24 protein-coding genes are annotated in these 22,326 nt (G+C 65.6%); 12 read left to right on the top strand and 12 right to left on the bottom strand.

The annotated features are described in order from the left end of the window. Window positions 1–33: 33 nt before the first annotated feature. Window positions 34–1,005, top strand: a complete 972-nt coding sequence (locus tag ACIP9X_RS04105) for a TIGR03885 family FMN-dependent LLM class oxidoreductase (RefSeq protein WP_400478431.1) — start codon at window positions 34–36, stop codon at window positions 1,003–1,005. Further along, window positions 1,002–2,696 carry an alpha-amylase family protein gene (locus tag ACIP9X_RS04100; protein WP_400478430.1) on the top strand — a complete coding sequence of 565 codons (1,695 nt, stop codon included), beginning with the start codon at window positions 1,002–1,004 and terminating at the stop codon, window positions 2,694–2,696. The genes ACIP9X_RS04105 and ACIP9X_RS04100 overlap by 4 nt, the downstream gene beginning before the upstream one ends. A gap of 9 nt (window positions 2,697–2,705) precedes the next feature. Here the strand turns inward: ACIP9X_RS04100 and ACIP9X_RS04095 are convergent, their stop codons facing one another. After that, window positions 2,706–4,451: an alpha-glucosidase gene (locus ACIP9X_RS04095; protein WP_400478429.1), complete on the bottom strand. Its 1,746-nt coding sequence runs from the start codon at window positions 4,449–4,451 to the stop codon at window positions 2,706–2,708. 275 nt (window positions 4,452–4,726) lie between these two features. On the opposite strand from ACIP9X_RS04095, the gene ACIP9X_RS04090 reads away from it, so the two are divergent. Then, window positions 4,727–4,963, top strand: a complete 237-nt coding sequence (locus tag ACIP9X_RS04090; RefSeq protein WP_400478428.1) for a hypothetical protein — start codon at window positions 4,727–4,729, stop codon at window positions 4,961–4,963. Window positions 4,964–4,968: 5 nt separating this feature from the next. On the opposite strand, the gene ACIP9X_RS04085 is transcribed toward ACIP9X_RS04090, so the two are convergent. The 4 genes from ACIP9X_RS04085 to ACIP9X_RS04070 form a co-directional block, all read right to left on the bottom strand. After that, complete coding sequence (locus ACIP9X_RS04085) at window positions 4,969–5,256, bottom strand: MoaD/ThiS family protein (protein WP_400478427.1); 288 nt, start codon at window positions 5,254–5,256, stop codon at window positions 4,969–4,971. A gap of 9 nt (window positions 5,257–5,265) precedes the next feature. Next, window positions 5,266–6,396 (bottom strand): WD40/YVTN/BNR-like repeat-containing protein, encoded by a 1,131-nt coding sequence (locus ACIP9X_RS04080; RefSeq protein ID WP_400478426.1) that lies wholly within the window; start codon window positions 6,394–6,396, stop codon window positions 5,266–5,268. An 89-nt stretch (window positions 6,397–6,485) separates the two neighbouring features. Then, complete coding sequence (locus ACIP9X_RS04075; protein WP_400478425.1) at window positions 6,486–6,794, bottom strand: hypothetical protein; 309 nt, start codon at window positions 6,792–6,794, stop codon at window positions 6,486–6,488. Window positions 6,795–6,947: 153 nt separating this feature from the next. Further along, window positions 6,948–7,514: a dihydrofolate reductase family protein gene (locus tag ACIP9X_RS04070; RefSeq protein ID WP_400478424.1), complete on the bottom strand. Its 567-nt coding sequence runs from the start codon at window positions 7,512–7,514 to the stop codon at window positions 6,948–6,950. A 227-nt stretch (window positions 7,515–7,741) separates the two neighbouring features. On the opposite strand from ACIP9X_RS04070, the gene ACIP9X_RS04065 reads away from it, so the two are divergent. Together ACIP9X_RS04065 and ACIP9X_RS04060 are read left to right on the top strand one after the other, a co-directional pair. Beyond that, complete coding sequence (locus tag ACIP9X_RS04065) at window positions 7,742–8,173, top strand: LexA family protein (RefSeq protein WP_400478423.1); 432 nt, start codon at window positions 7,742–7,744, stop codon at window positions 8,171–8,173. Next, window positions 8,166–9,449: a Y-family DNA polymerase gene (locus ACIP9X_RS04060; RefSeq protein ID WP_400478422.1), complete on the top strand. Its 1,284-nt coding sequence runs from the start codon at window positions 8,166–8,168 to the stop codon at window positions 9,447–9,449. Before ACIP9X_RS04065 ends, ACIP9X_RS04060 begins: the two co-directional genes overlap by 8 nt. 17 nt (window positions 9,450–9,466) lie before the next feature. Here the strand turns inward: ACIP9X_RS04060 and ACIP9X_RS04055 are convergent, their stop codons facing one another. Further along, entirely contained in the window at window positions 9,467–9,667 is a 201-nt protein-coding gene (locus ACIP9X_RS04055; protein ID WP_400478421.1) for a hypothetical protein, read from the bottom strand. Window positions 9,668–9,832: 165 nt separating this feature from the next. Here ACIP9X_RS04055 and ACIP9X_RS04050 point away from each other — a divergent pair, with 165 nt between their 5' ends. The 4 genes from ACIP9X_RS04050 to ACIP9X_RS04035 all read left to right on the top strand — a co-directional run bounded on the left by ACIP9X_RS04050 (window position 9,833) and on the right by ACIP9X_RS04035 (window position 13,598). Then, window positions 9,833–10,342, top strand: a complete 510-nt coding sequence (locus ACIP9X_RS04050) for a universal stress protein (RefSeq protein WP_400478420.1) — start codon at window positions 9,833–9,835, stop codon at window positions 10,340–10,342. Between the two features lie 262 nt (window positions 10,343–10,604). Beyond that, entirely contained in the window at window positions 10,605–10,949 is a 345-nt protein-coding gene (locus ACIP9X_RS04045) for a metal-sensitive transcriptional regulator (protein WP_400478419.1), read from the top strand. A 51-nt stretch (window positions 10,950–11,000) separates the two neighbouring features. Further along, a complete protein-coding gene (locus ACIP9X_RS04040; protein WP_400478418.1) occupies window positions 11,001–11,231 on the top strand; it encodes a heavy-metal-associated domain-containing protein in 231 nt (76 codons plus the stop codon). Window positions 11,232–11,255: 24 nt separating this feature from the next. Then, window positions 11,256–13,598, top strand: coding sequence for a heavy metal translocating P-type ATPase (locus ACIP9X_RS04035; protein WP_400478417.1), 2,343 nt, complete (start codon window positions 11,256–11,258; stop codon window positions 13,596–13,598). 25 nt (window positions 13,599–13,623) lie between these two features. Here ACIP9X_RS04035 and ACIP9X_RS04030 read toward each other — a convergent pair whose 3' ends face one another. After that, window positions 13,624–13,896 carry a DUF2277 domain-containing protein gene (locus tag ACIP9X_RS04030; RefSeq protein WP_400478416.1) on the bottom strand — a complete coding sequence of 91 codons (273 nt, stop codon included), beginning with the start codon at window positions 13,894–13,896 and terminating at the stop codon, window positions 13,624–13,626. 582 nt (window positions 13,897–14,478) lie between these two features. Next, a complete protein-coding gene (locus tag ACIP9X_RS04025) occupies window positions 14,479–15,516 on the bottom strand; it encodes an EamA family transporter (protein WP_400478536.1) in 1,038 nt (345 codons plus the stop codon). Window positions 15,517–15,614: 98 nt separating this feature from the next. Here ACIP9X_RS04025 and ACIP9X_RS04020 point away from each other — a divergent pair, with 98 nt between their 5' ends. Further along, on the top strand, window positions 15,615–16,181 hold the full coding sequence (locus tag ACIP9X_RS04020) for a CGNR zinc finger domain-containing protein (RefSeq protein ID WP_400478415.1): 567 nt from the start codon (window positions 15,615–15,617) through the stop codon (window positions 16,179–16,181). Between the two features lie 21 nt (window positions 16,182–16,202). Here the strand turns inward: ACIP9X_RS04020 and ACIP9X_RS04015 are convergent, their stop codons facing one another. The 3 genes from ACIP9X_RS04015 to ACIP9X_RS04005 form a co-directional block, all read right to left on the bottom strand. Continuing rightward, window positions 16,203–16,571: a hypothetical protein gene (locus tag ACIP9X_RS04015; RefSeq protein WP_400478414.1), complete on the bottom strand. Its 369-nt coding sequence runs from the start codon at window positions 16,569–16,571 to the stop codon at window positions 16,203–16,205. A gap of 82 nt (window positions 16,572–16,653) precedes the next feature. Continuing rightward, on the bottom strand, window positions 16,654–17,250 hold the full coding sequence (locus tag ACIP9X_RS04010; protein WP_400478413.1) for a hypothetical protein: 597 nt from the start codon (window positions 17,248–17,250) through the stop codon (window positions 16,654–16,656). Between the two features lie 111 nt (window positions 17,251–17,361). Beyond that, window positions 17,362–18,711, bottom strand: coding sequence for an MATE family efflux transporter (locus ACIP9X_RS04005; protein WP_400478412.1), 1,350 nt, complete (start codon window positions 18,709–18,711; stop codon window positions 17,362–17,364). Window positions 18,712–18,919: 208 nt separating this feature from the next. Here ACIP9X_RS04005 and ACIP9X_RS04000 point away from each other — a divergent pair, with 208 nt between their 5' ends. Both ACIP9X_RS04000 and ACIP9X_RS03995 read left to right on the top strand, forming a co-directional pair. Continuing rightward, window positions 18,920–19,354 (top strand): DoxX family protein, encoded by a 435-nt coding sequence (locus ACIP9X_RS04000; protein ID WP_400478411.1) that lies wholly within the window; start codon window positions 18,920–18,922, stop codon window positions 19,352–19,354. A gap of 177 nt (window positions 19,355–19,531) precedes the next feature. Beyond that, on the top strand, window positions 19,532–20,503 hold the full coding sequence (locus ACIP9X_RS03995; protein ID WP_400478410.1) for an acyl-CoA thioesterase: 972 nt from the start codon (window positions 19,532–19,534) through the stop codon (window positions 20,501–20,503). 4 nt (window positions 20,504–20,507) lie between these two features. On the opposite strand, the gene dnaB is transcribed toward ACIP9X_RS03995, so the two are convergent. Further along, window positions 20,508–21,890, bottom strand: coding sequence for a replicative DNA helicase (dnaB, locus tag ACIP9X_RS03990; protein ID WP_400478409.1), 1,383 nt, complete (start codon window positions 21,888–21,890; stop codon window positions 20,508–20,510). Between the last annotated feature and the right edge of the window lie 436 nt (window positions 21,891–22,326).

Below are 22,326 nucleotides of genomic sequence, written 5' to 3'. Positions count from 1 at the left end.
GACACCGACACGCGCCGCCGGTAGACATTAACGATGGCAGCCATCGGATTTCACGCATCGCATGAACAGATCAGCCCCGGACAGCTCCTGAAGGATGTGCAGCACGCCGAGGAGGCCGGCTTCGACGCCGCCATGTGCTCCGACCACATCGAGCCCTGGTCCGCCCGGCAGGGACATTCGGGCTTTGCCTGGTCCTGGCTGGGCGCCGCACTGGCGACCACAACCCTGCCGTTCGGGGTGGTCAACGCGCCGGGCCAGCGGTACCACCCTGCCGTTATCGCCCATGCCTCGGCCACGCTGGCCTCGATGTTCCCCGGCCGGTTCTGGGTGGCTTTGGGCAGCGGGGAGAACATGAACGAGCACATCACCGGCGATCCGTGGCCGCAGAAAGAAACCCGCCAGCAGCGCTTGGAGGAATGCGTCAGCGTCATCCGCCGCCTGCATGCCGGTGAGGAGGTCACACACCACGGCCTTGTCACCGTGGAACAGGCGCGGATCTGGGACGTCCCGCAACCGCCGCCGCCGCTCATCGCCCCGGCCATCAGCGTGGAAACGGCACGCCGCTCCGCTGCCTGGGCGGACGGGCTGGTGACGGTGAACCAGCCTCCGGCGAAGCTCCGGGAGATGCTCAGCGCGTACCGTGACCATGGCGGCCGCGGCAAGGCGGTGCTCCAGATCCACCTGTCGTGGGCTTCGGAGGAGAAGGACGCTGAGGCCATTGCGATGGACCAGTGGCGGTCCAACGTTTTCGCTCCGCCAATTCCTTGGGACCTGCCCACCGCAGCCCACTTCGACGGGGTGAGTGCCGACGTCGGGCTTGAACAGGTCCGCAAAGCGGTCAACGTCTCCGCGAGCCTGGACCAGCACGCCGAGTGGCTCGGGGAGTACCTCGGCCTGGGCTTCGACGAGCTGTATCTGCACTTCGTCGGACAGGAGCAGGCGCCGTTCATCGACGCCTTTGCGGACAAGGTGCTGCCCCAGCTCCGGGATGTGGGCACCGCATGAAAATCGCGGAAACCTCAGACCTCTGGTGGAAGAACGCCGTGATCTACTGCCTCGACGTCGAGACTTTTTTCGATCACGACGGCGACGGCACCGGCGATTTCGTCGGCCTCACCCAGCGCGTGGACTACCTTGCCGCCCTCGGGGTGAGCTGCATCTGGCTCATGCCGTTCTACCCCTCCCCTGACCGCGACGACGGCTACGACGTCACCGATTTCTTCAGCGTGGACAGCCGCCTGGGCACCATGGGCGACCTCGTGGAATTCATCCGCACCGCCAAGGACCGCGGCATCAGGGTCATCGCGGACTTCGTGGTCAACCACACCTCGATCCAGCACCACTGGTTCCAGGAGGCCCGGAAGTCCGTGGACAACCCGTACCGCGACTTCTACGTGTGGCGCAAAGACACCCCGCCGGACACGTCCTCGGAGGTGGTGTTCCCCGGGGAGCAGACGTCCATCTGGACCCAGGATGAGGCCACGGGCGAGTGGTACCTGCACATGTTCAACGAGCACCAGCCGGACCTGAACGTGACAAATCCCAAGGTCCGGGACGAGATCGCGAAGGCCATGGGGCTGTGGCTGGAACTGGGGCTTGAGGGCTTCCGGCTCGATGCCGTCCCGTTCTTCCTGGAGACACGCGGCCAGCCAAAGGACGAAGCAGCGAACATCGACCCGCACGACTATCTCTCCGCCCTGCGCAGTTTCCTGAACCGGCGCAACGGCAGCGCGGTGCTGCTGGGCGAAGTGAACCTGCCGTACAAGGAGCAGCTGGAATACTTCGGCGGGCCCGAGGGCAACGAGCTGAACATGCAGTTCGACTTCATGACCATGCAGCACCTCTACCTGTCACTGGCCCGAAGGGACGCCCGTCCGCTGGCGGAGACGCTGAAGAGCAGGCCGCCGCTGAACCCGGACAACCAGTGGGCCATGTTCGTCCGTAACCATGACGAGCTCACGCTGGACAAGCTCAGTGACGGCGAGCGTGAGGAGGTTTTCGCCGCGTTCGGCCCGGAGAAGAACATGCAGGTGTACGGCCGGGGCCTCCGGCGCCGGCTGCCGCCGATGCTGGACGGCGACATCGGCCGCATCCGCATGGTGTATTCCTTGATGTTCTCCCTGCCGGGCACGCCGGTGCTGTACTACGGCGAAGAGATCGGCATGGGTGAGGACCTGCGGCAGAAGAGCCGGGCCGCCGTCCGTACGCCCATGCAGTGGACCGACCAGAAGAACGGCGGCTTCTCGGACGCCAAGTCCTCCGACCTGGTGGCTCCGCTGGTCCGAGGGGACTTTGGCCCGGAAAAAGTCAACGCCGCTGCGGCCAAGCGCGACCCCGGGTCGCTGTGGAACTTCATGGCAACCCTAATGCAGCGCTACCGCGAATCGCCGGAGCTGGGCTGGGGCGAGTTCGCCGTCATCGACCAGCCCGAGCCCGCCGTCTTCGCGCACACCTGCAGCTCCGCCGGGGCCACCCTGGTGCTGCTGCACAACTTCAGCGAGGAGACGGTGAAGGTCAGCGGCACCGTCGGGCCGGAGGATGGCGCGCCGCGCGCCTTCAAGGGCGCGCTCCTGCTGGACCTGTTCGACGGCGGCCACGAGGAACTGGAGCCCGACGGCGGCTTCACGGTTGAGCTGGGACGGTACGGCTACCGCTGGTTCCGGGTGCACAAGCCCGGTGACCGACTCGCACCGTAGCAGCACTCACTACAGCGCGCGGCGCAGCACCTTCACCTCCCACGGGCGCAGCGCCAGGCCGGGTGCCGGCGGGTAGTTTCCCAATACCAGCCCCGCGCCGGACCAGGAGACGTCAAGGTCCACCGGCTGCCCGCTGCCGGAGAAGTTTCCGAGGACCAGCATTTCGGCGTCCGGAAGTGAGCGCCGGAACGCGTAGACGTGTTCGTCGTCGGGCAGCAGCATGGTGAAGTCGCCGTAGGCGACCACGGGGTCTGTGTGCCGGAGCGCGATCACCTGGCGGTAGAAGCTGAAGATGGAGCCGGGATCGTCCACCTGGGACGCGGCGTTGATGGTGTTGGCGTTCGGATTGACCACGATCCACGGCGCACCTGTCGTGAAGCCGCCGTGGCGGCTGGCGTCCCACTGCACGGGTGTCCTGGCGTTGTCCCGGTTCAGCGGGGCCAATGCAGCGAGGACCTCCGCGTCGGTGTGGCCCAGATGCGTGGTTGCCTCGCGGTGGTGGTTCAGGACCTCGATGTCGCGGTAGTCGCTGATGGCGCCAAAGGACATGTTGGTCATGCCCAACTCTTCGCCCTGGTAGACGTAGGGTGTGCCGCGGTGCAGGTGAAGGACCGCAGCGAGCATCTTGGCCGACTGCTCGCGGTACCGGCCGTCGTCGCCGAAGCGGGAGACGGCGCGGGCCTGGTCGTGGTTGCCCCAATAGAGGCTGTTCCAGCCGCGCTCCCCCAGGGCTTCCTGCCAGCGGCCCAGCGACTGTTTCAGGTCTGTCAGCCGGAGTTTCTTGGGGCGCCACTTGTTGCCGCCCTCCTGGTCCAACGCCACGTGCTCGAACTGGAACACCATGTCCACCTCGCGGCGTCCCGGGTCGGTGAACAGCACGGCATCATCCACCGTCACGCCGGGCATCTCGCCGACTGTAAGCAGTTCCTTGTCGCGCCCGGCAAACACCTCCTGGTGCATCTCCTGCAGGAATTCATGGATGCGGGGGCCGCAGATGAAGTGGGCGCTGCCATCGCCATAAAGCTTGCCCTCGGCGATGGGGCCGTCCGGCAGGGACTGCTCCTTGGAGATGAAGTTGATGACGTCCATGCGGAAGCCGTCCACGCCGCGGTCCAGCCACCAGTTCATCATGTCGTAGATCGCGGCCCGCACGTCCGGGTTTTCCCAGTTAAGATCCGGCTGCTTCTTGGAGAAGAGGTGGAGGTAGTATTCCCCGGTCGTGGCGTCGTATTCCCAGGCAGGTCCCGAAAACGCGGAGCCCCAGTTGTTGGGTTCCGCCCCTGCCGTTCCGGGGTCGGCCGTCCCGGGCTCGGCACCCGCACGCGGGGCCCGCCACCAGTACCAGTCCCGCTTCGGGCTGTCCTTGCCGGAGCGGGACTCCACAAACCACGGGTGCTCATCGGAAGTGTGGTTGACCACGAGGTCCATCACCAGCTTCATGCCACGTGCGTGCAGCCCCTCCAGGAGCTCATCAAGGGTTTCCAGGTCCCCGAAGACGGGATCGATGTCCCGGTAATCGCTGATGTCATAGCCGTTGTCATCCTGCGGTGAACGGTAGACCGGGGAGAGCCAGACGACGTCGACACCCAGCGTTTGCAGGTAGTCCAGCTTGCCGATGACCCCGCGGAGGTCGCCGATGCCGTCACCGTCCGAATCGGCAAAGCTGCGCGGGTAGATCTGGTACACAACGGCGCTCTTGAACCACTCCCGCCCGGCCCGGTAGTCCGCTTCTGCTTCGGTTTCCTCAATGGTCATGGCTGATTCCTCCCGGTCGGCGTGACGGCCCGCAGGCCCACTGGAAAGTCTTGTGGGAGAAGATTGCCGGGTCAATGGCCTGAGGTTACCGAGACGCAGACCGGCCCGACGGCAGGGGTACCGGGCTCGTACCACCGCCATTTCCCCGGCGAAACAGCTCCGGCGCCGGAAACTAACCGACTGCTAACGGGCAGGAAATGAAGGCGCAACAATGCCCCGCCACACTGGGAGTGCAGGCAATAGCCGGCACCAGCTCCAGCTCAGGAGGCCATGCAATGCTGAAGGAAGCCAAATCCCACATAAAGCGAGTCCGCGCCCTGGATCAGCTCCACCGCGGGGACGAAATTGAAGCCCGCCTGTCGGTAGGCCCCAACTACGACGACGTCATCATCCGCCGCGGCAGCGTCCAGGAGACAGCGCCCGGGATCGGCGTCGTTTGGATCATGGATCATCACAGCGGCATGCGCAAGGCCATCAATACCGACGAGTGCAGCGTCTGGCGGGTTGCCTGAGCCAGCTATCCCCCGGCCACGGACTGAATGATCAGCACTTCCTGGCCGGCAGCAACCTCCGTATCCAGGCCCTGGAGACGCCGGACCTCGTCACCGTTCACGTAAATATTCACGTAGCGGCGGAGGGCACCGGTCTCGTCCCGCAAACGCCTGGCAAGCACCGGGTAGCCCCCGGTCACGGCATCAAGCAACCAGCCCACGGTCACCGTCCCGTCGGCGGGCGCAGTCAGGTAGGACTGCCCGCCGGCGAGCGGCTGAAGGACACTGGGAAGCACCACGCTGATCTCAGCCACTGCGGAGCCTCAAGGGGATGCCGGCGCCGGCACCCTGGAGTCCGCCACGACGGCGGCACGGACACACAGCACGTCGGGCAGGTGGGAGGCAACCTCGGCAAAGGTTTCACCCTCATCGGCGCTGGCGTACACGGCGCCGCCGCGCGTTCCGAAGTACACCCCGGCTGGTTCAGCAGAATCCACGGCAGCCGCGTCTCGAAGCACCGCGTTGTATTCGGACTGCGGCAGGCCCGCGTCCAGCCGCTTCCAGGTTCCGCCGGCATCGTCCGTGCGGTGCACGGCCAGCTTGCCGTCGGGCGGGATCCGCTCGCCGTCGGCCTTGAGCGGAATCACCCAGGCGGTTCCGGCGCGGCGCGGATGGGTCAGCATCACGAACCCGAAGTCGGCCGGCAAACCCTCGGCTATGGACTGCCAACTCTCGGCATTGTCATCGCTGCGGTAAACGCCGTGGTGGTTCTGCGCATACAGGCGGCCTTCGACGGCGGCATCCGCCGCAATCTTGTGGACGCACTGGCCGAACTCCGGATTGGGATCCGGCATGAAGTAGGCCGAAATCCCCCGGTTCCGGGGCTCCCAGGAGGTGCCGCCGTCGAGCGAGCGGTAGACGCCGCCGGTGCTCATGGCAACGTGCACGTTGTCCCCGGCCTGGTTGACCACGATCGAGTGCGCGGCGGCACCGCCATACCCGGCGCCCCAGTCGCTGCGGTGCGGGTGGTCCCACAGTCCGCGGTTCAGTTCAAAGTGCTCACCGCCGTCCGTGGACTTCCACACCGAAATCGGCTCTGCCCCGGCCCAGACCACACCCGGCCGCGACTCCGCGTCCGGGTGAATCTGCCAGATGCGCTCGACGGCGGCTTCCGTTCCGTCGGGGAATTTGATGGCGCCCTGTTCGGGCTCGGTCCAGCTCGCGCCAAGATCATCGGAATGCGCGACGGTGGGTCCCCAGTGTTCGGACCGCACCCCGACCATGATCCTGGTGCGGCCGTCCCGGGTGTCGATTCCGATGCTCGGTATCTCGCTCATCAGAAAATGCGGGCCGGAGAAGGACCACTGCCGGCGGTCCTGGCTGGTCGCCAGCCAGAGTCCCTTTTTGGTCCCGATCGCTAAGAGGTACGTCTCAGGGGTAGCCATGCACCCCATCGAACCACTCCGCTGGGAAGCCCGCAATGGTTTTGGCAGGCCTGCCGTGCGGGCAGCCCCGCTCGACGGGGTCGCTGAGTTTGTGAGGTTCACCCCTTTGAGGCGGGGCTCCGCTTCAAGGCAAACCGCCTCCGGGCCGCGGCCCGCAGCTCACCGCGCCGGCGCTTACGCCACCAGCGGCGGGTGATGTCGGCGGCGGCCAGCAGGCCGGCCATGGGTGACAGGACAGCAACAGCGTAGACAAACAGCAGCCACGTCAGCGTTGCGAGAGGGGGCTGGCTCCTGCTTAGCAGCGACAGGCCGCCGAACAGGCCAGCCGTCCAGAACAGCACCACCAGCACCAGCACGGCAGCCGCGGGAAAGTACTCATTCCGCACGACTTTCATCACAGTTCTCATGCCTGTGCCCTACCCTTTCCCCACGAACGGTCTGCTCGTTCCAGTATGCGGCGCACGGCCCTCACTTTCGGCTGCGCCACGGACAGATGTGGTCAAATCGACAACGCGGCACCTCGCGCGTTTGGGCGTGGGCCTGTTTTTGGGCGTGGGGCCTCAGGCGCCGTGGGTTGAGTAGTGGAGCAGGACGACGCCGTTGCCGAACGGCCGCGTCTTCTCCAGCTTCAGGTTCGCCCGGACATCGGGGGCCTCAAACAGCGGCCGGCCCTGTCCCAGAACCACGGGGTGCACATAAATCCGGAATTCGTCGATGAGGCCGTGCCGCATGAAGGTGGAGGCCAAATTGGCGCCGCTGAGGACGATGTCGCCGCCGGGCCGCGCCTTGAGTTCTGCGACTTGTTCAGGCACGACGCCGTGAATCACCGTAGTGTTCGAGCCCGCCTGCGTGAGGGTTCGCGAAAACACGAACTTGGGCATGTCGCGCCAGATTTCGGCAAACTCGACCATGGCCGCCGAGCTGTCCGGAGCCTGGCCGGCGGCAGGCCAGGCATCAGTCATCAGCTCATAAGTGACCCGCCCGAACATGAAGGCTCCCGTCGCCCGGAACTGCTCGTTGAAGTGGCGCAGGAGTTCCTCGTTGACCACGTGCCAGCTGATGTCCCGGTCCAGCCCCTCGAAGAACCCGTCCAAAGACACCGACGAAACCAGGATGATCTTGCGCATAGAGCACCTCCAGTGACGGCGAAAGGCGGGCCCGGCCGCCGTCGTAATTCCAGCGGCGCGGCCCCTTCCAGCATCGCCGTATCTTCCAGTGAAGCACTCCCGGATCCCGCGGAACAGGACATGGGCCAGGCGGCGGCCCGGGCACCAGATAAATCATGGGGAGTTCAAACTGTCGCACCGGGGAGCTAGACTGAACTATCGAACATATATTCGAAAAAAGGTGTGTTTTGGGCGTAGTTATCGGCCCCCGCGTGATAGACGCAGGGCTTTCACTGAGTCTGGTGCTGGTCTCGCCGGTGGCAGTCCCTGCTGGCTACCCTTCCCCTGCCCAGGACTACTTCGACGGGCGCATTGACCTGAACGAGCATCTGATCAAGGACATCACCAGCACGTACATCGTGCGGGTGTCGGGTGATTCCATGGAGCAGGCGGGCATCAGCGACGGGGACGAGCTGATCGTCAACCGCGCTCTGGAGCCACGGGACGGCTCGGTGGTGGTGGCCGTCCTCGACGGGGAGCTGACCATCAAGCGCCTGCGCATCACCCCGGCCGGCGTGGTGCTGCAGGCGGCCAACCCCACGTATCCGGACATCCGCGTTCCTGCCCTGGCCGAGCTCACCATCTGGGGCGTGGCCACCCGGTGCCTGCACCATGTCTGACTCAAGGCACCAGATTGCACTGGTCGACGTGAACTGCTTCTACGCCAGCGCGGAACGGGCCTTCGATCCGTCCCTTGAGGGCCGTCCGCTGGTTGTGCTCTCGAACAATGACGGCTGCGCGGTCACCCGCAGCCCCGAAGCCAAGGCGCTGGGAATCGGGACAGGTGATCCCTGGTTCAAGCTGGCTCCCCGCGCCAAGGAGTGGGGGCTTGTGGCCCGGTCCAGCAACTACGAGCTCTACGGCGACATCAGCGCCCGCGTCATGGAACTCCTTAGCCGTTACTCTGCCTGGCTGGAGGTGTACAGCATCGATGAGGCCTTTCTCGGCGTCAAGGGCAGCCCGACAGAACTCGTGGCGATGGGGCGGGACATTAAGGCCGCCGTCCAGCGCAATGTGGGCGTGCCGGTCTGCGTCGGGATCGCCGGCACCAAAACCCTGGCAAAACTGGCCAACAGGTGGGCCAAGAACAACCCGTCCTTCGGCGGGGTGTGCCGATGGGAATCACGTCCGGCTGCGGAGCGTGAGGCTCTCATGGCGAGGCTGTCCGTCGTCGAGATCTGGGGCGTGGCCGCCAGGCTCACGCGAAGGCTTAACGCCATGGGGATCCATTCCATTCTCGACCTGAGCCGCGCGGACCCGGTGATGATCAGGGACCGGTTCTCCGTGGTGATGATGCGGACCGTGCTTGAACTTCAGGGGACCCCGTGCATACCGCTGGAGGAGGAAAGGATAGGGCGCGACCAGCTGATCTTCTCCCGTTCGTTTTCCACGCCCCTTACCAGCTCCGCGGCACTGCGGCAGGTCCTGAGCGTGTACGCACAGCAGGCCAGTGCTCGGCTGGCCAGGCACCACCTGCAGGCCAAGGTTCTCACGGCGTTCGCAGGCACATCGGAGTACCACCCCCAGGACAAGTCCTTTCCCTCGGTGTGCATTCCGTTGCCCATGCCCACGGCCGACCCTGTGCTGCTCACCCGCGCGGCACACGGGCTGCTGCCCGCCATCCAGGAAGGCACACGCTACGTCCGCGCGGGGATCATGGTCACCGACCTGCGCCCCTCCGGAAACCAGAAACCGCTCGAACTGTTCGAAAATCCGCACGAGGAGCGCAACATCGGCCCGCTCGTGGAGGAGATCAGCCGCAGGTACGGCCGGGGAGCCATCGGACTTGGATTCGCCGGACTTCGCAGCGGGGTGGACTGGAGCATGAAACGCGGCATGCGTTCACCCCGGTACACCACGCACTGGGACGAACTCCCCGTGGCACGGGCAGCCTGACGACCCCGGGGAGGGGGTCAGTCCACGAATTCGGACTGGGTTTCGATGAAATCCCAGTCAGCTTCAGTCAACACGGCCTGCGGGCTCTCCGGATGCGGACCTCCCGCCTCAGCGATTCCCTGCAGCACAAAGAGCGGAAGCTCCTCCGCCCGGAGGTGTTCCCGGAGCCACTCCTTGCTCTTCAGATCCAGATCAAGCCACCACATGAAAATTTGCATGTCCCGCCGCCTCTCTACGACTCAACGCTATGCGCGCCGCACCCCCGGTTCAAGGGAAAACGGCTGCATTTCCTTGACCTGTTTGCAGGCTCGCAGAAGGCCGCTGAGACATAAAGGCCCAGCTCAAAGGGTGTTCAACGGCAACAGCGGGGAACACAATGGAGTATGGCTCCAGAGCATTTCAGCGGTCCTCCTCCCTTGCTCGTCGGGGTCGTTCCCAACCAGCACCCCGAAGTCCTCCGGACAGCCGCCTCCCTTGCCCAACGGCTGACCGCTCCGCTGCTGTGCGCTTACGTGGACGAGGCCAGCTACCTCGTGGAGTGGGACCCTGCCCGCTCCACGCACCGGCTTTCGCTCCATCCCGACAAGGACGACGACGACATCCGCTCTGTGACGGACAACCTGAAGTCCGTTATAGGCGACGCCGTCCGGCCAGGCACCCCAATTGAATGGACCATGCGCATCCTTGCCGGTGATCCCGCCAGGGCGCTCGGTCGGCTGGCAGCGGAGGTCGACGCCCCCATGATCGTTGTGGGCACCCCGGAGCGCGGCTTCGGGCACCGCATCACGGAGCTGCTCAACGGCTCGGTCGCGGCCTGGCTCACCCACCATCAAAGCCGCCCGGTTCTGGTGGTGCCTTTTCGGATGGCGGCGCACGAGGACCGTCCAGACTGACCGTGTCAGGCAACCCGCAATTATCAGCCGGACTACCCCATTTGTAAATAAAGCGAAAGTACTTATTCGGGATGGTAGCGCACACAATTAAGGGCACGTAAGCTGGGGACCGCAGGCGGATCCAGAGCCTGCCAAACAGACCGCTCCGGAGTGCGTATCCCCCAATAACGCACTCCGGAGCTTTTTTGTACCCAAATTCCTGCCCTGCACCACCTCCGCGAAGCAGTTGACGTATACCCCTAGGGGGTATAGCTTTGGAGGTATGGACACGCCCGAAGAAGCACCGCTGGCAACGGCTGATGCCCCCCAGCCCCAGCATGGCTACACGGCGGACAAGGAAGCCTACCTGCGTAGGCTCCGCCGCATCGAGGGCCAGGTGCGGGGCATCGCACGCATGGTCGAGGAAGACAAGTACTGCATCGACATCCTGACCCAGGTCTCTGCCGTCACCAAGGCCCTGCACGCGGTCAGTTTGGGCCTCGTGGAGGAACACATCGGCCACTGCGTGATAGGCGCGGCCTCTGAACCGGACCCCGGCCTCCGCGCCGAGGCCATAGACATCAAAGTCAAGGAAGCTGCGGACGCCATCGGCCGCCTGCTCCGGTAACTAAAACACCAACCCGCCGACCTGCCTGCCGGCCGTCAAAAGGAGCCAGCCATGAGCACCATCTCCACCACAGTCCACGTCTCCGGCATGACCTGCGGACACTGCGTATCAGCCGTCAGCGAAGAAATCGAAGCGCTGGACGGCGTCGAAGAGATCGACATCGACCTCAACTCCGGCGGCCTTTCCAAGGTCACCATCACCTCAACAAAGGAACTCTCCCCCTCCGAGATCGGCGAAGCCGTGGCCGAAGCCGGCTACCTCATGGTGGGCGACGAGGCGTAAGCCTCCACGAAATCGAGGAACAACATGAGCACCGAACAGCTGCCGGGCCGCCCGGACACCAGGATTATCGAACTCGACATCGAGGGCATGACCTGCGCGTCCTGCGTGAACCGGGTGGAAAAGAAGCTCGGCAAGCTCGAGGGTGTTCATGCCTCGGTCAATCTCCCCCTCGAGTCGGCCCAGGTCATGGTCCCGGCCGGAATCACGGACCGGCAGATCACGGACCAGGTGGAAGCCGCAGGGTACAAAGCCCGGATCAAACGCCCGGTGCAGATCAAGCCGCCACCGGAGCAGGGGGCGGCCGAGCAGGAAACCACTCACCACGCCGGCCTGAAGCCGCGGCTCATCGTCGCCGCCGTCCTGACGGTTCCGGTGTTCCTGATCTCCATGCTGCCGGCACTCCAGTTCCCCCACTGGGGCTGGGTGGCCGCGGCCCTGGCGTTGCCCGTGGTCAGCTGGGCCGCCTGGCCGTTCCACCGTGCCGCCGCGATCAATGCCCGGCACCTGGCATCCACCATGGACACCCTGGTTTCGCTGGGTGTCATGGCCGCCTACACCTTCTCTCTCGGGCAGCTGCTCGCGGATCCGCGGCTTACAGAACACCCCGGCATGGAAGGAATGAGCGGGACCGGCGGACTTTACTTCGAGGTTGCCGCCGTGGTCACCGCCTTCCTGCTGCTGGGCCGGTTCCTCGAGGCGAACGCCAAGGCGAAGGCCGGCGATGCGCTCAAAGCACTGCTCAACCTGGGGGCCAAGGACGCCACGGTGCTGGTTGACGGCTTGGAAGTAAAGGTCCCGGCCGATCAGCTTGCCGTCGGCGACGTCATCGTGGTCCGTCCCGGCGAGAAAATAGCGACCGACGGCGTCGTCATCGACGGTGCATCCGCCGTCGACGCCTCCCTGGTAACGGGGGAATCAGTACCCGTCGAAGTGGGTCCGGACAGCCCCGTCACCGGTGCCACCATCAACACCTCCGGCCGGCTGCTGGTGCGCGCCACCCGCGTTGGCGCTGAAACCACGCTCGCCCAGATGGGGCGGCTCGTTGCCCAGGCACAGACCGGCAAGGCCCCCATCGCCCGGCTGGCGGACCGCATCAGTGCGGTCTTCGTCCCCATCGTGCTGGCCGTTGCCGTGATCACGTTCGCCGGCTGGCTGCTGGCTGCAGCTCCGGCGGTCACTGCGCCGGAACTCCGCTCCGCGTTCACCGCCGCGGTGGCAGTGCTGGTGATCGCATGCCCCTGCGCCCTCGGCCTGGCCACTCCGGTCGGGCTCCTCACCGGAACCGGCCGCGGCGCGCAGCTCGGGATCCTCATCAGGGGGCCCCAGGTCCTGGAGGACACCCGTACAGTGGACACGATTCTGCTCGACAAGACGGGCACGGTCACCACCGGACAGCTGGCAGTTGATTCCGCGGCCGCCTTCGCACCGTTCAGCAAGGCCGACGTCCTGCGGCTCGCCGGGGCGCTGGAAGCGGCCTCCGAGCACCCCATTGCTCACGCCATCACGGCCGCTGCCAGGGCGGGACTCCCCGCCCTGAGTGTCCGGACGGGTGACGGCGGCACCCTCCCCGCCGGAGTTCTCCCCGACAGTGTTCTTCCCGACAGTGTTCTCTCCGACGTTGTCGGATTCCGGTCCGCGCCCGGCGGCGGAGTGGCGGGCACCGTGGAAGGGCGGCCGGTGGTTGCCGGCCGTACAGGGTGGCTGCAGGACAACGGCATCGCCCTGCAACCGGACCAGCAGCAGGCGCTGCGGGACGCGGAGAACTCCGGTGCCACCGCCATCTGGGTGGCGGTGGACGGCGGGCCCGCCGGCATCATCTGCCTGCGTGACACCATCAAACCCGGCTCGGAGGCGGCTGTCGCCAGGCTCCGGCGGCTGGGCCTGCGACCCATCCTGCTGACCGGCGACAACGCCGCCGTGGCCGCCCAGGTGGCTGCCGCCGTCGGGATCCACCCGGACGACGTGTTCGCGGGGGTTCTGCCCGAGGGCAAGGTGGACTCAGTCCGCAGGCTGCAGGCGGGCGGTGCCACGGTTGCCATGGCGGGCGATGGCGTGAACGACGCCCCGGCCCTGGCGCAGGCGGACCTGGGGATCGCGATGGGATCCGGCACGGACGTGGCCATCGAGGCAGCGGACCTGACGGTCATGGGTAACGACCTCGGCCAGGTGGCAACCGCCATCGAACTCTCCCGACGCACCCTGGCCACGATCAAGACCAACCTGTTCTGGGCGTTCTTCTACAACGCCGTGGGCATCCCTGTGGCAGCGCTCGGACTGCTCAACCCGATGATCGCCGGCGTTGCCATGGCGGCCAGTTCCGTGCTGGTAGTGGCCAATTCGCTCCGGCTGCGTGGTTTCGGCAGGTAGGCCCCGGCAGGTAGGTCCCGGCAGGTCAGGCGGCGCCGAAGCGGACTGCTGACCTGGCCTTCGCCTTGGCAGCCTCCTCCTCGCGGTCCTTCGCCGGGGCGTGGGTCACGAGGGATTCGAGCAGGTGCTGCGTCGCATGGGCCACCTCATGCACAGCACGCTCGAAGGCCTCCTCGTTGGCCTTGGATGGTTTATTGCTGCCGCTGATCTTGCGCACGTACTGCAGCGCCGCGGCATGAACCTCCTCGGACGTGGCGTGCGGTTCATAGTTGTGAAGGGTTCGGATGTTCCGGCACATACCGCCATGCTAGGCTCTGGTCCGCTTGAAATCGACCTCTTGACCTGAGGTAACAGGAGCTCCCCGAAAGCCCGCCAGGGGCCTCCGCGGCCATGGCAGGGCTGCATGGGGAGGGGTGCCCATCGCGCCGTTTTGAGTTCGAGGATAGCTTTGAGGCAATGGATCTTCCGGACGAGCCGGAGGCCGCTGGGGATGCCGACTGGATCGGGTCCGTTGATTAAGGAGATATCGAATGGCTATTTGAGGTGCTGACATTGCCCAGCTGAAGGACCTGGGCGCGAAGCTGCAGGCCGGTGCACGTGAACTCGAAAACCAGAAGAACATGCTGGGCAGGGTCCTCCAGAACACCGACTGAAAGGGACCGGACGCCGAGAAGTTCCGCAATGAGTGGAACACCGTTCACTCGAACTCCCTCACCAAGGTTGCGCAGGCGCTGGAAGAAGCCGGCAAGCATGCTGTCCGCAATGCCAGCCAGCAGGAGGAAGCCTCCCGCTAAGGCAAGATTCACCGGACGGGCCGGGCGCTGTGGCGCCTCGGCCCGTCCGCCCTTTCAAGGGCCACTCTTCTGTCGGCGGGAGAAGCCTAGGGAACGGGTTCGACGTCGTTCGGGTGGTCCAGCGGTGCGGACGCCACAGTCCCCGGTTCAGTTCCGGAACGTGCTCCCCGCAGCTCGTCCAGCCGGACAAGGACCACACCGCCCACGATCAGGACGCCGCCCACCAGCTGGATGGCCGCCGGCAGTTCTCCGAGCAGCAGCCAGGCCCAGATCACGGCGAACAGCACCTCCGTCAGGGAGACGAAGGACGCGACCTTGGAACCGAGGGCTCGCGCGGCCATGATTCCCGAAACGTAGGCCAGGACGGTGGCGAGGACGATCAGTCCGGCCAGCGGAACCCACCAGGGCGTCGTCCAAGTCCCGAGCTTCGTATCAGCCATGCTGAACGCCATGGGAAGGAGGCCGGTGGCCCCGGCCAGCCACATCACCGCAGCACCGACCAGCAGGCCGCCCGAAGCGAGGACGATCGGGGGGAGCGTGTCATTTTCCTTGGCGGTGATGAAGAAGTAGATGGCCAGGCAGACCGCTGCCGCCATTCCCCACAGTACGCCGACAACGTCCACCTTCACGGCGCCGGTGAGATCCAGCACCAGCACCAGCCCGCCGAGCGACAGCAGTGTTCCGGCGACGGTGAGGGGACGCGGCCGCTTCCTGCTGGCGGCCCAGAGCCAGAGCACGATCAGCACGGGGGCGAGGTATTCCAGCAGCAGCGCCACTCCCACGGACAGCAGGGACACCGCGTTGAAGTAGAACAGCTGGCAGGCAGCCACGCCGATCAGGCCGAAAAGAACGATGGTCAGCCAGTTCTCCCGCAGCTGGTGCCAGCGGCCACGGAGCGCCGGAATTGCCGGAACCGCAAGGATGAGCGCTGCGCCGCTGAGCCGGGCTGTGACTGCCGCCCCCGGTGTCCACCCGGTTTCCAGGAGGGCCTTGGCAAAGGAGCCTGAAAGGCCGAACACCGCCGAGGAAAACAGCGCGATGCCCAGCCCGGAGGCGAGGAAGTTCCGCGCCGCCGTACTAGCCGGGGCCGCCGCGGAAGATGTCTGCCCGGCCTCGGGGGTCATCTTGGAACGGTTGCCGGCGGCAGTCATGGCGGTCTCCTGTCAGGAGTAAAGTAGGGTATTGCTCATGACATTACGGCCAGGCACTGTAAGGAGTCAAGATGGTATTTGCCCCTGACGCAGAGGTGGCGCTGCGGACCGTCGTCCATCTCATTAACAGCGCCGTCAACGGGCAGGAAAAGCTGGCCACGCAAGCGGACCTCGACCGCTTCCTCAAGGCCGAGGGCTTCTCCGGATCACGGACCCGCGACGCCGCCGAACTGGCCAGCGTCCACGCCCTTCGAACTGAGCTGGCCAGGCTGTGGACCGCCGACGAGGACACGGCCGTGGAAGGCGTTAACCGGCTCCTGCGCGAGGCACACGCCCTCCCCCAGCTCCTCAAGCACGACGGATGGGACTGGCACCTCCACGCCACCACACGGGACGCCCCGCTTGCGGAGCGGATGGGCACGGAAGCAGCCATGGCGCTCATTGACGTGATCCGCAGCAAGGAAATGGACCGAATGCTTGTCTGCGCGGCGGACGACTGCGATGCGGTGGTTCTGGACCTCAGCCGCAACCGGTCAAAGCGGTATTGCGACACCGGAAACTGCGCCAACCGCGCACACGTCGCCGCCTATAGAGCGCGGCGCGCAACAGAAGGCGCAACGGAAGAGAAAGCCAGCTGAGCGGCCGCCGGGTGGCAGGCGCTAGGGGGTGTCGCCGTCGGGCGTTGAATCACCGGCTGTGCCGGGAGCGCTGGGGGGCGTCTGGGTTCCGCGGCTGTACCCGTGAGGCGTCCGCTTTGAGGAGCTGAGGTTCACGCCGGAGCCTTTGCCCAGGTGCTCAGCGTTGTCCTTGTAGCTCATGGACAGCATGGCCGCAATCACCAGCGTGACGATGAAGGCAATGCCTGCCGCGGTAAAGGCAAGGTCGAAACGCGGAACACGCGAACTGCCGCCAGAGGCGAAAATCAGCACAGCGAAGAACGCCACCACGGCCCAGAATGCGGAGAACATGAGCGGTCCCTTAACCGAGGTCCGCAGGTTGCGCGGTTCTCCTGGTTTTTGGCGTGCCACGGCGTGTCCTCTCGTGCGGGCGGTGGATGTTGCGCCGGCCCGTGTGATGTGTACTTGTTCTACAGCGAGTAGAACCTTGCTTCTAGTTTACGGCCTTCTCGGCGCCCTTCAGCGCATCGTGCCTGAGCGAGAGGCCGGCCAGGATCCAGAGCACGCCGGAGATGATGGCCCCTCCTCCGGCCACACCCAGCAGTGCGTGCGGGCCGAGCGAAACGAAGAACGACAGGGCAATCGCCGTCCCGAGCCCGATGACGCCAGAGGTGAGCCAGTCGCGCGCGAGGACATGCCGGCGCCGGAACCGCAGGCCGAAGTAGAGCTCGGCCGCTGCCAGAAGACCGATGCCGAGAGCAGCGATGACCGCGAACAACAGACTGCCCGGCAGGATCATCAGCGTTAAGCCCGCGCCGATCAGGATGGACGCCGCGGCAGACAGGATCCGGCCAGGCTGTGCGTCGCGCCGGAGTCCGGCCGGGGGGATGCCCCAGAACAGCACAGCGCCGGTCGCCAGGAGGTACAGCCCGCCCGCGACGCCCATGCCGAGCTCAGAGGGAGTGGACCAGAAAATCGTCACGGCGCCAAAAGCGAGCGCGGCAAGCGCCCGTAACAGCACGGGCTTCCACAACTCCAACGGGTGGGCAGCCGCGGAGTCCGCTCCGGCAAGGTTTGGGGGGAAAGTCACCGCTCCAGTTTAGTGCGGACGGGCACAGCGTCTAACCCGCCCCTCTGTGGGACCGGCGAGGCGCAGCGTTCGAGCACCGGGAACCGCAGAGCGGCGGACATGTTGCAGGGCTCAGGAGCCGAGCACCATCCAGCGGTCCGTCCTGGCCCTGAGCCCCAAAGTCACAGCGCGTGCCAGCATGTAGCCCACCGAAAAGGCCGCCCACACCCACACCAGCGCCGTCCCGCCAGACACCCCCGCGAGGGGAACGGCGAAAAGCAGCGGCAGGTACGCCGCCAGGTTCACGACGCCGGCAACCGCCAGGTATTTCGCATCCCCGGCGCCGATCAGCACGCCGTCCAGCACGAAAACGTAGCCGGCAATCGGCTGCCCCACCGCAAGGATCCACAGTGCGCCCGTGAGGACTGACTGAACCCCGGCGTCGGGAGTAAACAGGGCGCCGGTGACGGGAGCAGCCAGCGCGAGCAGCACGCCCGTCACCACACCGAAACCCGCCCCCCACCGGATCATGGTGCGCGTCAGCAGCCGCGTCTTTTCAGGATTTGAAGCGCCCAGCTCCTTGCCGATGAGGGCCTGGGCGGCGATGGCCAGGGCGTCCAGTGCAAAGGCCAGGAAGGTGAATACGGTCATGGCGAGCTGGTGCGCCGCGAGGTTCACCGCGCCCTGTCCGGTGACCACCAGCACCGTGGCCAGGATGGCGATCCGCAGGCTCAGCGTCCTGAGCATCAGCCAGGACCCGACCTTGGTCATCGCCCGGATCCCCTGCCAGTCGGGCATCAGCGAAACTCCATGGCGCCGGGCATTGCGCTGCACCATCGCCAGATAAACGGCCGCCATGGCCCACTGGGCAATGCTGGTGCCGACAGCGGAGCCCGTCACGGACCAGCCCAGCCCGTAAACCAGCAGCAGGTTCAGCAGGATGTTCAGGGTGAAGCCAGCGGTGGCCACCACCAGCGGGGTGCGCGTGTCCTGCAGGCCCCGGAGGACGCCCGTTCCGGCGAAGATCAGGAGCATCGCCACCAGCCCCGGCATGGACCAGCGCAGATAGTCCACTGCAAAGGTACGGACGTCACCGCCGGCGCCCATCAAGCTCACCAGGGGCTCGGCGGCGAGGAAGCCGGCCGCGGCCAGCACCGACCCGAGGAGCAGGGCCAGCCAGACGCCGTCGCGCCCGGCCGCGAGTGCCTTGGCCAGCTGCCCATCTCCCATGGCCCGCGCCACGGCGGGTGTGGTGGAGTAGGCCAGGAACACCATGAGGCCAACGGCGGTGTGCAGCACGGCGGACGCGAGCCCGACGCCGGCCAGCTGTGCCACGCCGAGGTGGCCCACGATGGCTGAATCGGCGAGCAGGAACAGCGGCTCCGCGATCAGGGCACCGAACGCGGGGACGGCCAGCCGCAGAATTTCGCGGGCATGGCTGGCAGGCTTGACGGCCGGGACCGCGGCAGGGGAATCAGACACGGATGTAGCCTAGCTGTCCCCGCCAGCCCGCACCTGTCGGCAGCGTGGACGGGGCGCCCTTCAGCGGGCACCTCTCCGCGAATGTAACGTGGATCCCGTCACAATAGTTGACACTTCAACCAAATGGCGGGACAGTGGAATGGAACCTTCCGTGGCGATCCATTGCCGCACAAGACCAAACGCAACCGATACGAACGGTGACATTCCCATGAACCAGTCCACCCTGACCACCACCGCACTGACCATCCTGCGTGTTGTTGCAGGATTCCTGTTTGCCGCCCACGGCTGGCAGAAGTTCAACGAGTTCACCATCGCTGGCACGCAGGCGGCCTTCTCCAAGATGGGCGTCCCCGCAGCCGAGGCCGTGGCACCCGTCATCGCCACCCTCGAGCTGGTCGGCGGCATCGCACTGATCCTGGGCGTGCTGACCCGCGTCTTCTCCGCTCTCCTGGCTCTGAACATGCTCGGCGCGTTCTTCCTGGTGCACGCCCCTGCCGGCGTCTTCGCCGCGAACGGTGGCTTCGAACTGGTCCTCCTGCTGGCCGCCGCCGGCGCCGCTGTTGCCCTGACCGGAGCCGGCCGCCTCTCCGTTGACCGCGCCCTCTTCGGCCGGACGAACTCCAAGCTGAGCGTCCTCGCCTAGTCCTTTTCTCGCCTAGTCCTTTTGCCGGAGAGCCTTCTCCTGTAGCGGACCGCTTTGGCGGACGACGGCGGCTGCACACCTTCGGGTGGGCAGCCGCCGTTTTCGTTGGGGTCAGCTCCTTCGTTGGGGTCCGCTTCTTCGTTGGGTCAGTTCAGCACTGGGCCATAAACTCACAGCATGAGCGAGACTGCCGCCAATTCCGTGACCCTCCGCTTCCTTGCGGCCCCCACCGACGTCGGCCACAGCGGCTCCGTGGATGCAGGCACAGTTTTGGAGTGGGTGGACAAGGCTGCGTACGCCACTGCCGTCGGATGGGCCAAGTCCTACTGCGTCACCGCCTACGTGGGCAACATCCACTTCGCGGACCCTGTGAACAGCGGGGACATGGTGGAAGTCACCGCCACGATCGTCTACACGGGCCGCTCCTCCATGCACATCCGCACGGTGGTGTCCTCCGGCGACCCCAAGGGCGGACCCGCCACCATGCGAAGCCAGTGCATGGTCATCTTCGTGGCCGTGGGTGAGGACGGCAAGCCCATCCCCGTCCAGCAGTTTGAACCCTCTACCGCCGAGGAAGTGGAGCAGCGCGAACATGCCCTGGCGCGGATCAAGATCCGCGAACAGATCGTGGAAGCCATGAGCGCGCAGGAATATACCGACGCCGGCACGGCAGAACGTGTGGTGCTCCGGTTCATGGCGGCCCCCACCGACGTCAACTGGGGCGGGAAGGTCCACGGCGGCATCGTCATGAAATGGATCGACGAAGCGGCGTACGTCTGCGCGTCACGCTACTGCGGCATGGACACCGTGGCAGTCTTCTCCGGCGGCGTGCGGTTCTACCGACCGCTGCTGATCGGGCACGTGGTGGAGGTGGAGGCCCGCCTCGTCTACACGGGCACCAAAGGCATGCACGTGGCGGTACATGTCCGCTCCGGGGACCCCAAAGGCCGTGAACTGAACCTGACCACCTACTGCCTCACCGTCATGGTGGCTCGGGACTCGGAAGGTAACTCGGTTCCTGTTCCCCGGTGGGTGCCAGTCTCTGACGAGGACAAGCGCCTGCACGCCCACGCCCGGCATCTCCTGGAAATACGCGCTGCTGCCCCGGGGAACCGGTTGCCCAACCATCTGCTGCCTTCCGGGGCTTAGCCGGTCAGAACCCGCCGCCTCCTGCGTCCGCCGCCATGTTGGCGAAGCGGGAGTAGTGCCCCTGGAACGCCACCACAATGTCCTTGGTGGGACCGTTACGGTGCTTGGCGACGAGGATGTCGGCTTCGCCGGCACGCGGGGATTCCTTGTCGTAAACATCCTCACGGTGCAGCAGGATGACCATATCGGCGTCCTGCTCAATCGACCCCGATTCGCGGAGGTCAGAGACCATCGGACGCTTGTCCTGCCTCTGCTCTGAGCCACGGTTCAGCTGTGAAAGGGCAATCACGGGGACCTGCAGCTCCTTGGCCAGCAGCTTGAGGGCACGGGAGAATTCCGAAACCTCCTGCTGGCGCGATTCCACTTTCTTGCCGGAGCTCATCAGCTGGAGGTAGTCGAGGATCACGAGCTTGAGGTCATGCTGCTGCTTCAAGCGGCGGCACTTCGCCCGGATTTCCATGAGCGACATATTGGGGCTGTCATCGATGAACAGCGGGGCATCATTCATTCGGCCCATGGTGGTGGCGATCTTGGACCACTGCTCGTCCTTGATGGTGCCCTTGCGCAGGTCCTGAAGGCCGATGGTGGCCTCCGCTGACAGGAGGCGCATGGCAATCTCGTTGCGGCCCATTTCCAGCGAGAACATGACGGTGGCGAGGTTGTTCTTGATGGCGGCGGAGCGCGCAAAGTCCAGGGCGAAGGTGGACTTACCCACGGCCGGGCGCGCCGCGATGACGATCATCTGGCCTGGGTGGAGGCCGTGCGTCAGTTCATCCAGCTCGTAAAAGCCGGTGGGAACACCCACCATGCCTTCGCCGCGGTGGCCGGACGCCTCGATCTCATCCACGGTGGATTCCATGACGTCCTTCAGGACGACATAGTCTTCAGCTGTCCTGCGCTCGGCCACAGCGTAGACCTCTGCCTGCGCCTGGTTAACGAGGTCTTCGACTTCGCCGTCCTGGCCGTAGCCGAGCTGGACAATCTTGGTGCCGGCGTTAACCAGCCGCCTGAGGACGGCGCGTTCAGCGACGATCTCCGCGTAGTACCCGGCGTTGGCCGCAGTGGGCACGGTCTGGATGAGCTCGTGCAGGTAGGCCGGCCCGCCGATCCTGTTGATCTCTCCGCGCTTGGTCAGCTCGTCCGAAACGGTCACCGCATCTGCCGGCTCCCCTCGGCCGTAAAGGTCGATGACAGCCTCGTAGATGGTCTCGTGGGCAGGCCGGTAGAAGTCCTGGCCCCGCAGGATCTCCACGACGTCCGCGATGGCGTCCTTGGAAAGCATCATGCCGCCCAGCACCGACTGCTCGGCCGCAATATCCTGCGGAGGTTTACGGCTGCCCTCGGATCCGCGCGTGCCCTCGATTGCGTCCAGGTGCGTAACTGACAAAGCTGCCGTCCTCCATAGTGACCGCAGCCCCTGTGCAGGGGCTGCGGCGTTTGTGCCGTGTGCCGTCGGCGCGCACGTCCACGGTGCCGTTGCGCCGCTGGGAAACAAGTACCAGCAGGCCCCGACAATTCCGCGAAGTGCACGAGTCGCAGGCGACGCCGTCCACAGGTTATCCACAGGGCAGGAGCCATCGGCTGAAACTCCGAAAAGGGGGTTCCAGTACGGTGGGCAGTTCTGGCGCACGTGGGCGGGAAGCAACGTCTCCGCTACGTTAGCCCCCGCAGGACAACACACAAAGCGGCAAGTTTTGCACCTCTGTGGATAACCTGTGCACAACGTACTTCTCCTTGTGCACAGTCTGTGGGCGAACGTGTGGATACAAAGTTTTTTTGGACGTCATCAAGCCGCTGACCTGCGGAAACGTTCTTTGGGGCCT

This window comes from Arthrobacter sp. NPDC093125 (assembly GCF_044754225.1).
Taxonomy (GTDB): Bacteria; Actinomycetota; Actinomycetes; order Actinomycetales; family Micrococcaceae; genus Arthrobacter.
This window is presented reverse-complemented; position numbering and strand designations above follow the sequence as displayed.

Coding starts and splice junctions, on each gene's coding strand:
- ACIP9X_RS04105 (WP_400478431.1), top strand. CDS start 34: ATGGCAGCCATCGGATTTCACGCATCGCATGAACAGATCAGCCCCGGA.
- ACIP9X_RS04100 (WP_400478430.1), top strand. CDS start 1,002: ATGAAAATCGCGGAAACCTCAGACCTCTGGTGGAAGAACGCCGTGATC.
- ACIP9X_RS04095 (WP_400478429.1), bottom strand. CDS start 4,451: ATGACCATTGAGGAAACCGAAGCAGAAGCGGACTACCGGGCCGGGCGG.
- ACIP9X_RS04090 (WP_400478428.1), top strand. CDS start 4,727: ATGCTGAAGGAAGCCAAATCCCACATAAAGCGAGTCCGCGCCCTGGAT.
- ACIP9X_RS04080 (WP_400478426.1), bottom strand. CDS start 6,396: ATGGGGTGCATGGCTACCCCTGAGACGTACCTCTTAGCGATCGGGACC.
- ACIP9X_RS04075 (WP_400478425.1), bottom strand. CDS start 6,794: ATGAGAACTGTGATGAAAGTCGTGCGGAATGAGTACTTTCCCGCGGCT.
- ACIP9X_RS04070 (WP_400478424.1), bottom strand. CDS start 7,514: ATGCGCAAGATCATCCTGGTTTCGTCGGTGTCTTTGGACGGGTTCTTC.
- ACIP9X_RS04060 (WP_400478422.1), top strand. CDS start 8,166: ATGTCTGACTCAAGGCACCAGATTGCACTGGTCGACGTGAACTGCTTC.
- ACIP9X_RS04055 (WP_400478421.1), bottom strand. CDS start 9,667: ATGCAAATTTTCATGTGGTGGCTTGATCTGGATCTGAAGAGCAAGGAG.
- ACIP9X_RS04050 (WP_400478420.1), top strand. CDS start 9,833: ATGGCTCCAGAGCATTTCAGCGGTCCTCCTCCCTTGCTCGTCGGGGTC.
- ACIP9X_RS04045 (WP_400478419.1), top strand. CDS start 10,605: ATGGACACGCCCGAAGAAGCACCGCTGGCAACGGCTGATGCCCCCCAG.
- ACIP9X_RS04040 (WP_400478418.1), top strand. CDS start 11,001: ATGAGCACCATCTCCACCACAGTCCACGTCTCCGGCATGACCTGCGGA.
- ACIP9X_RS04035 (WP_400478417.1), top strand. CDS start 11,256: ATGAGCACCGAACAGCTGCCGGGCCGCCCGGACACCAGGATTATCGAA.
- ACIP9X_RS04030 (WP_400478416.1), bottom strand. CDS start 13,896: ATGTGCCGGAACATCCGAACCCTTCACAACTATGAACCGCACGCCACG.
- ACIP9X_RS04025 (WP_400478536.1), bottom strand. CDS start 15,516: ATGACCCCCGAGGCCGGGCAGACATCTTCCGCGGCGGCCCCGGCTAGT.
- ACIP9X_RS04020 (WP_400478415.1), top strand. CDS start 15,615: ATGGTATTTGCCCCTGACGCAGAGGTGGCGCTGCGGACCGTCGTCCAT.
- ACIP9X_RS04000 (WP_400478411.1), top strand. CDS start 18,920: ATGAACCAGTCCACCCTGACCACCACCGCACTGACCATCCTGCGTGTT.
- ACIP9X_RS03995 (WP_400478410.1), top strand. CDS start 19,532: ATGAGCGAGACTGCCGCCAATTCCGTGACCCTCCGCTTCCTTGCGGCC.